9 protein-coding genes and 1 tRNA gene are annotated in these 9,089 nt (G+C 66.7%); 3 read left to right on the top strand and 7 right to left on the bottom strand.

Going from position 1 to position 9,089, the window contains the following annotated elements:
• The 5 genes from QM712_RS35565 to QM712_RS35585 form a co-directional block, all read right to left on the bottom strand.
• On the bottom strand, positions 1 to 920 hold a 920-nt coding region (locus QM712_RS35565; protein WP_415027819.1), incomplete at its 3' end, for a GAF domain-containing protein.
• A 246-nt stretch (positions 921 to 1,166) separates the two neighbouring features.
• Positions 1,167 to 1,604 carry a hypothetical protein gene (locus QM712_RS35570; RefSeq protein WP_415027820.1) on the bottom strand — a complete coding sequence of 146 codons (438 nt, stop codon included), beginning with the start codon at positions 1,602 to 1,604 and terminating at the stop codon, positions 1,167 to 1,169.
• Positions 1,605 to 1,704: 100 nt separating this feature from the next.
• Positions 1,705 to 2,634 carry a CobW family GTP-binding protein gene (locus QM712_RS35575; protein WP_415027821.1) on the bottom strand — a complete coding sequence of 310 codons (930 nt, stop codon included), beginning with the start codon at positions 2,632 to 2,634 and terminating at the stop codon, positions 1,705 to 1,707.
• A 4-nt stretch (positions 2,635 to 2,638) separates the two neighbouring features.
• Positions 2,639 to 4,129: an amidohydrolase family protein gene (locus tag QM712_RS35580; protein WP_415027822.1), complete on the bottom strand. Its 1,491-nt coding sequence runs from the start codon at positions 4,127 to 4,129 to the stop codon at positions 2,639 to 2,641.
• A 162-nt stretch (positions 4,130 to 4,291) separates the two neighbouring features.
• The gene (locus QM712_RS35585) at positions 4,292 to 5,500 is read right to left on the bottom strand and encodes an alpha/beta hydrolase family protein (protein ID WP_415027823.1); all 1,209 of its coding nucleotides are present in this window, start codon (positions 5,498 to 5,500) and stop codon (positions 4,292 to 4,294) included.
• A gap of 1,063 nt (positions 5,501 to 6,563) precedes the next feature.
• On the opposite strand from QM712_RS35585, the gene QM712_RS35590 reads away from it, so the two are divergent.
• Positions 6,564 to 6,758: a hypothetical protein gene (locus QM712_RS35590; RefSeq protein WP_415027824.1), complete on the top strand. Its 195-nt coding sequence runs from the start codon at positions 6,564 to 6,566 to the stop codon at positions 6,756 to 6,758.
• Positions 6,759 to 6,920: 162 nt separating this feature from the next.
• Here the strand turns inward: QM712_RS35590 and QM712_RS35595 are convergent.
• Together QM712_RS35595 and QM712_RS35600 are read right to left on the bottom strand one after the other, a co-directional pair.
• Positions 6,921 to 6,995: transfer RNA gene (locus QM712_RS35595), tRNA-Glu, on the bottom strand.
• 223 nt (positions 6,996 to 7,218) lie between these two features.
• Positions 7,219 to 7,563, bottom strand: coding sequence for a hypothetical protein (locus QM712_RS35600; protein ID WP_415027825.1), 345 nt, complete (start codon positions 7,561 to 7,563; stop codon positions 7,219 to 7,221).
• Here QM712_RS35600 and QM712_RS35605 point away from each other — a divergent pair.
• Positions 7,562 to 8,569: an RluA family pseudouridine synthase gene (locus QM712_RS35605; RefSeq protein WP_415027826.1), complete on the top strand. Its 1,008-nt coding sequence runs from the start codon at positions 7,562 to 7,564 to the stop codon at positions 8,567 to 8,569. The two genes, QM712_RS35600 and QM712_RS35605, sit on opposite strands and share 2 nt — an antisense overlap.
• A 217-nt stretch (positions 8,570 to 8,786) precedes the next feature.
• A partial coding sequence (locus tag QM712_RS35610) for a sigma factor (RefSeq protein WP_415027827.1) occupies positions 8,787 to 9,089 on the top strand: 303 nt, incomplete at its 3' end.

Genomic DNA, 9,089 nt, shown 5'->3' on the forward strand with positions numbered 1-9,089 from the left:
CGCATGGAGGCTCTTGCGCGCTGCGGCGGCGCGACACGGCCGTGGCCCAGCAGGCTGCCGTCGGCGTGGCGCAGCTCCACGATGTCGTCGGGCCCGCGCCCGGCCGGATGGTCGAGCTTGATGTAGCGCGACAGATCGATGCCGGATGCGATCAGGCCGTCCGTCAGGCCCAGCAGCGCGCGCGCCGAGCGGCAGGCGCCGACGATGCGGCGGTCGTCGTCATAGGCGAGCAGGCCGCTGCCGCCGTCACCCGGCACGGTCGCGATCCAGGCGTTGCGGAAATGGCCGCGGAAGATCGCGCCTTCCATCCGCCGCGTCGCCTCCATCGTCACCGCGAGCGCGAGCTGATGCGCCGCGCGCTCGAGATCGTCGCGGCAGGAGGTGATGTTGACGGCGCCCGCGAGACGCCCGGCCTGATCGAACAGCGGCGCGACGGCGCAGGAGAACATGTGCCATTGCGCGCGGAAATGCTCGTCGCGATGCACCAGGATCGGCTTTTCCTCCGCGAGCGCGGTGCCGAGGCCGTTGGTGCCCTCGAACGCCTCGGCGAAGTTCGAACCGGTGTAGATCTTCCAGTCCATGAACATCTTCGCGTCCGCCTCGCCCGGCAGGCGGCTGAACAGCATGGTCGCGCTGGTGTCGGCGAGGTTGACGCAATAGCCGGCGTCGCGAAGCACGCGGGCGAGGTCGTCGAGCTCGGGCGTCGCGAGCCGGATCATCTCCTCCATCGGCTCGGCGACGTGCCGCACCTCGGCCTCGGAGAGCGTTTGCGGCGGGCCCTGGCGGGCGGGATCGAGCTTGTGGCTGATCAGGCAGCGGCGCCACGAATTGGCGATGCGCGAAGAAGCGTCGACGTCGGCCACGTGGTTGGCGACGGACAAGACACGGGCGACATGGTTCGAGGCCGAAAGGCTGGCCATCGCAGACGTCTCCACCCTGTATTATTGTGCAAAGTCTGGCACCACAGGCGGCGATGTCAATCGGGAACAGGACAGGAGACGGCGCGGCACAGTGCCGTCAGGACCGGGAATGACGATGCGGCAGCGGGCCGCGTCACCCCCGGAATGCTGCACCGCCCTCGCGTCGATGCCGCCCGCGGCGAGCAGGCCCGTCGGCCGCGGCCTCGCATGGTTTACGCGAGGCCGCGGCGCGGGACACGTCAGGCCTCAGGGACACCTGTCCCAGAAGCCCTGCCTTTGCGTGAAGTCGGTGTAGTACCAGCACAGGCCCGGCGCCGGCGGCTGTCCGGCCCACGCAGCCGCGCTCGCAGCCGCGATGAAGCCGATCGCCGCGCCTGCGGCAATCGCGCCACCGGGGCCCCAGGTGTAGCGGGGTGGCCGGACCCAGGGACGCGGCCGATGGACCGGCGGGCGATGCGCGCCCGGAGGACGATGCGCACCCGGCGGACGGTGCGCGCCAGGCGGACGGTGCGGCGGCCTGTGGGCTCCGGGCGGACGACCGCCGGGGCGATTGCCGTGCCGCTGCGCGCTGAAGTCGGTGACTGCAGCCGCCGGCTCGGCGCTCGCGGATGACATCAGGATCGTGGCATCGAGCGGCCAGGCCAGAGCAACGGCGAGCAGACCAACTCCGAATGATCGACGCATTTCATTTCACTCCATGATCAGGGCAGCGAGAGCCTCTTGCGGGTTTTTGTCTTTTGGAAGACGCGTATTGTTCATTTTTGCAATGCCTGGCTGCATTCGGTCAACTGGACGCTGCAACGCACGCGCCCATGATCTCGTCCAGCTCGGCCTGCGGGAGAACGCCGAGCTCGGCGATGAAGACGATGCGCGCCCGCGGCACTCCCGCCGCCGGCGCGTCACCCGGCGCCAGCGTCGCGCGGCCGGCGGCGAACTGGAAGACCATCTGGCGTCCGGGCTGCTCGACCGTCTCGAACAGGCCCTTGGCGCGCGCCAGCTTCGGCGCCAGGCGGTTGATCGCCTGCTGCAGGCGCGCCAGCGAGAGCGGCTGGTCTGCGGTCCAGCTCAGCGTCTCGAAGCGCTCCTCTGCTGGCCGTCGCGGTCCCGGCTCGCGCGGTGCCGGCGCGCGGTCGACGGCTGCGGGAAACAGCAATTCGGACGGAATCTCGCCGTTCCTGGCGTCGATCACCACGGCGGGGACGTGCTGCGCCCGGATCGCCGCGCGCATCCTTGCACCCGCGCCCTCATCGGCCAGATCCAGCTTGCTCAGCGCCACGATGTCGGCGACGCGCAGCTGCGAGCGCACCAGGGCCTCGTCCAGCGCGGCCGGCACCGATGCATCGAGCACGCAGAGCACCGTCTCCAGCGGCGTCTCGCGCAGGATCACGGGGTCCATGAGATTGCGGACGATGTCGGCGGGATCGGCGACACCGCTGGTTTCGATGACGATGTGATCCGGCTGCGGATCACGCCGCAGCAGCGTCGCGAGCGTGCGCAACAGATCGCCTTCGAGCGAACAGCAGATGCAGCCGTTGGCGAGGCTCACCACGCCGTCGCTCGCGCCCGCGATCAGTTCCGCGTCGATGTTGATCGCGCCGAAATCGTTGACCACGGCGGCGATGCGCCGTCCCTCCGCATGCGCGAGCAGATGGTTCACGACCGTGGTCTTGCCCGCCCCCAGGAAGCCCGTCACGAGGAGAATGGGGACCGGCACGCGATCAGTCCTCGACGACGGGCCGGCGCACGGGACGGCCGGGCCGCGCGGCTACGTCCAGAATGCCGTCGGTGATCAGCGGCTGGCCACTGACGAGGAGATGTCGCACACCTTCCGACGGGCGATTCATCGCCTTGAATGTCGCGCAGTCGGTCAGGCGCTCGTAGTCGAACACGACGATGTCGGCGTCGGCGTCCTTGGCGAGCCGGCCCTTGGCGCGCATCGCGGGCGTGCTCTGCGACAGGATCTCCGCCGGGATCAGGGTGCATTTGCGCACGCCTTCCAGCAGCGACACGGTCTTGCGCTCGCGCACCCATTCGCGGATGAAGCGGGTGAAGCAGCCCGCCGAGCGCGGATGCGAGGTGGCGTCGTCCGGCAGCGGCCAGGCATCGCCGGTGTAGGTCGAGCCGTCCGTCAGCGTCCACGGCATCGCGTCGGAGGCGATCGCGCCGCCGGGATAGAGCACCGACATGTCGAGGAGATCGCGGTGATGCGCATTGTTCTCGGTGTCGAGGATGTGCCAGAGCACCAGCGACGACGGCTCCGCGGCCTGCGCATTCAAAAGCTCCTCGCGATCGCGGAAGCGATGGCCGTCGGTCACGCGTTGCACCGAATCGTAGCCGGTGCCGTTGCGCTCGACGAACTTGGGGTCGCTGAAGAAGGCCGCCGCCAGCACGGTCGAGCCGCTGCCGTAGGGATAGGCTTCGACCGTAATGGGCAGGCCCTGCGCCTGCGCCTTCTCGATCAGCACGCGGCAGCGTTCGACGTCAGTCTTGCTGGACGAATTGAAATGGCAGATGTGCATGTGCGCGCCGGTGGCGCCGGCATAGCCGATGAGGCGGATATAGGCTTCCGCCGAGCTCTCGGGATCGATGCGCGACATGAACGCGACATGGGTGAAGGTCGGCACGTCCTGAGCTGCTGCGAGCTGGCACACCGCGGTCAGCTCCTGCACGCCGGCGCCCGGCGCGTAGGCATTGAGGATGCCGATGCCGATGCCGCCCTCATTGAGGCCGCGCGCGAGACGTTCGAGAATGCCGGCGACCTCGGCATCGCTCGCCACGTTCTCGATCCAGCGGCGATCGCGCATGGCGTTGCCGAACGCCTCCAGCGAGCTTTCCGCATTCGAGCCCGTCATCGCGCCGATGCGCGCGAAGGCCCAGTTGGCGGCGGCGCCATAGTTCAGCACGCGTCCCTTTTCGGCCTGGCGCCGATACCAGGAGGCGACCGGCAGCACACCGGCCTCGAGATCGAGCGTCGTCGTCACGCCGTCGAACGCCTGCATGCGGTCGGCAGGGATCGACTGGCCGTGCGCGTGCAGGTCGATGAAGCCGGGCGCGACCACGAGCCCGGTCGCGTCGATCACCCGCTCGGCGCCGCCGAGCGAGGAGCCGACCGCGGCGATCCGCCCGTCCACCACCGCGACGTCGCCGATCGCATCCATCCCGCTCGCGGGATCCACCACCCGGCCGCCAGAGATCACCAAGCCGCTCATATCAGAACTCCCGAAAGCAGACGCCAAGCCTCCAAAGGCCCGGCAGCGCATCGGAGGCGGAGACCGGCCGCACGGGCGCGGCTCCGGTCACATCAAGGCAGATTTTCGCGGGAACGACCAGCTCCGCCGATGCCGGTGCATCATGCGGATTCGCCTTCGTGTTCAGAGCCCGTCAAACCACGACTTCCACTTCGGCACCGCGCTCGCGAAGGTGCCGCGATGGTTCGTGCTGCCGGTCGAGATGGCTTCGACCGCCGGATTGCCGTTGCCGATCGCGCGCTGATGGGTCATTGCCAACTGGCCGAGCCCGACGCTGATCACCTCGTCGCTCTCGCCATAATAGTTGCGGACCGGGCTCTTGATGATCCAGCGATACGCCGTCGTCTCCGCGGCGAGCTGCCCGTAGGCCGAAGATGCGAAGAACTGCGGATCGAAATAGTCGGCGCGGATCAGCTTGTGCAGGTCGGACGGCACGTCGGCGGCATTGTACGGTTCGCGCCGGTACGCCTTGCGCGCGACGTCGTAATAGTCGTCCGCGATCAGCGAACGTGCCAGCCCGGGAATGCCGTAATAATTCTCGAACGAGAATGCCGACAGGATGAAGAGCGACGTCACCCAGCTCGCATCGTTCTTGCGGGGAAAATTGAGAAAGCCGTTCAGGATGACGGAGACGTCGACCGGCGCGCTCGCGGTCGCGGCGGCGTCGACCTTGACGCCGGAATTCTCGAGCTTCTCGAGCATCGCCATGGTCACGAAGCCGCCCTGCGACCAGCCGCCGAGAAACAATTTGGTCGTGCTGAGCTTGAGGTGATCGAGCACGGCGCGGCTCGCCATCAGCATGTCGTAGGTCGCCTGCTGGTGGCTTGCCTTCACCATGTAGCCTTCCGGCTCGGACGACGTTCCCAGCCCGAAATAGTCCGCGCCGATGACCACGTACCCCTGCGCCGCGAACTGCGCGATCATCAGCTGCGTTTCGGGCGACTGCTCCGGGAACGAAGGGACCTCCTGCTTTCCGTAGACGGTGCCGTGCTGGTACGACACCATCGGAAACGAGGTGCCGTCGCCTTCGGGGATGGCGAGCAGTCCGGAGGCGACCGTCGGCTTGTTGCCGCGCTCCGGCACCACGGACGAATAGGTCACGCGGTAAAGCCGGACGGCGTTGCGCGCCGGCGTATAGGTCGCCGTGAGGCCGGAGAAGGCGGGCGTATCGACCTGCAGGATCTTGTTCAGCCGCTCGGTATCCCAGCGCGCGATGCGCTGATATTCGATGCTTGGCGACAGCTTGACGACCTGCCCCTCCTGCGCGTGAACCGAAAATCCCGGGAAGAGCTGGAGAACGAGCAGGAGAGCGACACGCCAAGCCAATTTCATGCAAGAGACCCGCTGGATGAGACGGTGACAGGCCTACGCAGTTTCGGTTGAGATTGTGTTTCGCCAGGCCCCGGGCAAAGCTGGAACCTTGAGGCCTGACAGTGCGGCCGACTGACGCGGCCGGTTCGCGAGCATGCGCGCATGTCCCCGCGGCATGATGTGCCCGAGTTGTGCTTGGCGTCACACCCTTTCGCAAGGAAAGGGCGCAGGGAAGACCGGGCGCCGGCCGGCACCCACAAAGCCCCCATGCTGAACGGATGCACACGCAGTGCACGGGGGAGACACAGGGCTGCCGAGACCAGGCCTTCCCTGCGCGATGGTCTGACGGCTTATGCGCGCTCTCCCCGGAGACGAGTTCCTTTTGCCTCCGTCACCCCGCGAAATGCACGGCACCGCGCCGGTTGACGCGCGTGCCGCCTTCGCCGAGGCTTGACCGTAGCAACGACGGCCAGGACCACACGTTTTCGCCGTACGCGAGCACAGGCGCCGTTCGCCGATCGCGGGTCGCACGGTGCTCACGAGGTTCATCTCGCCCTGCACGCACAAGCCCGCCTTGACGCCGCTCGCGTCCACCGCAACTTCCAGCCCGCGTTCGTGACGACGTACGACCGCCCCTTTGGTGGGCTGGGATGCGAAACAGATACGATAAATCCGAATTTCGGTAAAGCGGAATGTTTTTGAGGGCTCCGCTTGACACCAAAGTTTCCGGGTGTTTCGCCTGCCAACCCAGGATGGCTTGTGCGGCCCCGAACGACGCGCGACGTTCTTGGTATCTCGGAAAGATACGCGCTCTTGAAACACGTATTTCGACGAGAGACGTACAGCCATGGTCAACAACTTGAAGAGCAAGTTCGCCGCGGCGATCCTTCAGAACCGCACGATCCCGAAGGGCTTTCCGGCGGACCTCGCGAAGGTCGCCGCTAGCCCCGGCCGAGTGCGGACAACACGGAAGGAATTCAGAGGTGGCACGGAAGCTTCCGCCGATTCATCGCCGCGAAGTCCTGCGTGAGGGATTTCTCGTTCCGCTCAAGCTGACGCCCACCCGGTCGCGGCCGCGTTAAATGTGCCGCGCACCCGGATCGAGCGCATTGCGCGCGAGGAAAAGCCCGACATAGCCGACACCGCACTCCGGCTCGGCAAGTTCTTCAAGACCCGCGCTGCGTTCTGGATGACCATCCAGACCCGCTTCGATCTGGAAACGACCGAAGACGTGCTCGCGCCGCAGATCAGGAAGATCGCATCTTGCGAGGCCGCGTGAGAGCGATCGGTCGCCAGGCCGATCTGACTATTTCCGCGGAGAGCGCTCTAATAGAAACTTGCGAAAGAACCCCACCCGCGCCGGTGTGAATCGGAGGTGCCAACAGGCCGATCCGACAAACAAAACAAATCGAGATCAGGGGAAGATGGGCTTCAAGAGAAATGGCGCTCCCTAGGGGAATCGAACCCCTGTTTCAGCCTTGAGAGGGCCGCGTCCTAACCGCTAGACGAAGGGAGCGTGAGGGACACGACATAGCCGCGAATTCTGCCGGCGGCAAGCTGCGATTGAGGGTTTCGGCAGCTCACTGTCCGTCGTCGTCCCGGCAAAAGGCAGGAGGCGTGATACCAAAGGGGCGGTTGTGGCGTGACTGCCGATCGCCAATCCCCGTAACCACGGCGGCCGGTGGGTATGGGTCCCGGCTTACGCCGGGACGACGGCCGCGGCGGGTTCCGGGCCGGCCCTACGGCTCGTTGGCGAATTTCAGCTTTCCGGCCGGTTTGAGCGTGTGGACGTCGAAGGTGCGGATCTCGGTGACGCCGCCGATGTCGAGGGTGAGCACGAGGCGGTCGCCAGCAACGCCGGTCGAGACGATCCTGGCGCCCTTCGGCAGGGTGGCGGTGACGTCGGCCACCTGTTCGGCCGCCCTTCCCTCCGACTTGAAAAGGCGGTAGCCCACCGCGATCAGCACGGCGCAGATCGCCAGCGCCGAGGTCAACCCCGCGATCAGCATCATCCGCCGCACCCGCGCGAACAGCGCGGCCTGCTCGGGGGTCGGTTCGGGAACAGCGGTATCAGACGTCGTCATGGAAAACTCAGGCTCTGCGCAAAGGTTGGAGGTCGTGGTCGAGGGCGACGAGGGCTCGGCCCGGCTCGACCGCGTGCTGGCGGCGCGCCTGCCGGACCTGTCGCGATCGAGGCTGAAAGCCCTGATCCTGGCGGGCGCGGTCAGCCTCAAGGCCGCCGCGGTCCGCGATCCCGCTTATCACGTCGTCTCCGGCGATACGATCACAATCGACGTGCCGGAAGCGGCTCCCCCGGAGCCCAAGGGCGAGGACATCGCCCTCGACATCGTGTTCGAGGACGACGACATCATCGTCATCAACAAGCCGAAGGGGCTGGTGGTGCACCCGGCCGCCGGCCACGAGACCGGCACGCTGGTGAACGCGCTGATCGCCCATTGCGGCACCTCGCTCTCCGGCATCGGCGGGGTACGCCGGCCCGGCATCGTGCACCGGCTGGACAAGGACACGACCGGGCTGATGGTGGTCGCCAAGAACGACCTGGCGCATGCCTCGCTCACCGCCCAATTCGCCGACCACGGCCGCACCGGGCCGATGCGGCGCGGCTACATGGCCTTTGCCTGGGGCGTGCCGAACCGCCAGCGCGGCACGGTGGATGCGCCGATCGACCGCCACCCGCATGCGCGGGAAAAAATGGCCGTGCGCCAGGGCGGCCGCGAAGCGGTGACGCATTGGGAAATCCTGGAGAGCTTCGCCGGGCGCGACGGCAAGCCGATCGCGGCGCTGCTGGCCTGCGAGCTCGAGACCGGGCGCACCCACCAGATCCGCGTTCACCTCGCCCATATCGGCCATCCCCTGATGGGCGATGCGATCTATGGCCCGCACTTCAAGACCAAGGCGACCCATCTCGGCTCCGAATCCCAGGCTGCCCTGGCGGCGCTGGCGCGGCAGGCGCTGCATGCTTATCTCCTGGTATTGGAGCACCCGAGGACGGGAGAACTTCTTCACTGGGAGTCGGCTTTGCCGGAGGATTTGCTTCTCCTGGAGAGCGCAATGAAAGCGGCGCAATGACGCAGTCCGGTTCAGAAAAGCCTTACCTTACAAAAAGTTATGGCTGCCACACGGGGACGTGACGTCAGCAATCCTTCCCTTTTCGACCCCCCATGGGGTATATTGCGCCTGCGTTGAAATCACCAACGCGGAACATCGCAGCTACGATCGGCTTTAACCAAGCGGTCGTCTGCCTGGCCCGCCGCTATCGGGGGCCTGAACCTTTGGAGGGCGCACCATGGCCCGTACCGCTGCTTTGCCGGTCCTCAATGGAGAATCCGGCCTTTCTCGCTACCTCGCCGAGATCCGCAAGTTTCCGATGCTGGAGCCCCAGCAGGAATACATGCTCGCCAAGCGTTGGCGTGAGCATGACGATCGCGACGCGGCGCACCAACTCGTCACCAGCCATCTCCGGCTCGTCGCCAAGATCGCCATGGGCTATCGCGGCTACGGCCTGCCGATCTCCGAGGTCGTCTCGGAAGGCAATGTCGGCCTGATGCAGGCGGTGAAGCGGTTCGAGCCCGAGAAGGGCTTCCGCCTC

The organism is Bradyrhizobium sp., assembly GCF_047605465.1.
GTDB lineage: Bacteria > Pseudomonadota > Alphaproteobacteria > Rhizobiales > Xanthobacteraceae > Bradyrhizobium.

Bases quoted from the DNA above. Each gene is read 5' to 3' on its own strand.
- QM712_RS35570 (WP_415027820.1), bottom strand. From the start codon at position 1,604: ATGCGTCGATCATTCGGAGTTGGTCTGCTCGCCGTTGCTCTGGCCTGG.
- QM712_RS35580 (WP_415027822.1), bottom strand. From the start codon at position 4,129: ATGAGCGGCTTGGTGATCTCTGGCGGCCGGGTGGTGGATCCCGCGAGC.
- QM712_RS35585 (WP_415027823.1), bottom strand. From the start codon at position 5,500: ATGAAATTGGCTTGGCGTGTCGCTCTCCTGCTCGTTCTCCAGCTCTTC.
- QM712_RS35605 (WP_415027826.1), top strand. From the start codon at position 7,562: ATGGAAAACTCAGGCTCTGCGCAAAGGTTGGAGGTCGTGGTCGAGGGC.
- QM712_RS35600 (WP_415027825.1), bottom strand. From the start codon at position 7,563: ATGACGACGTCTGATACCGCTGTTCCCGAACCGACCCCCGAGCAGGCC.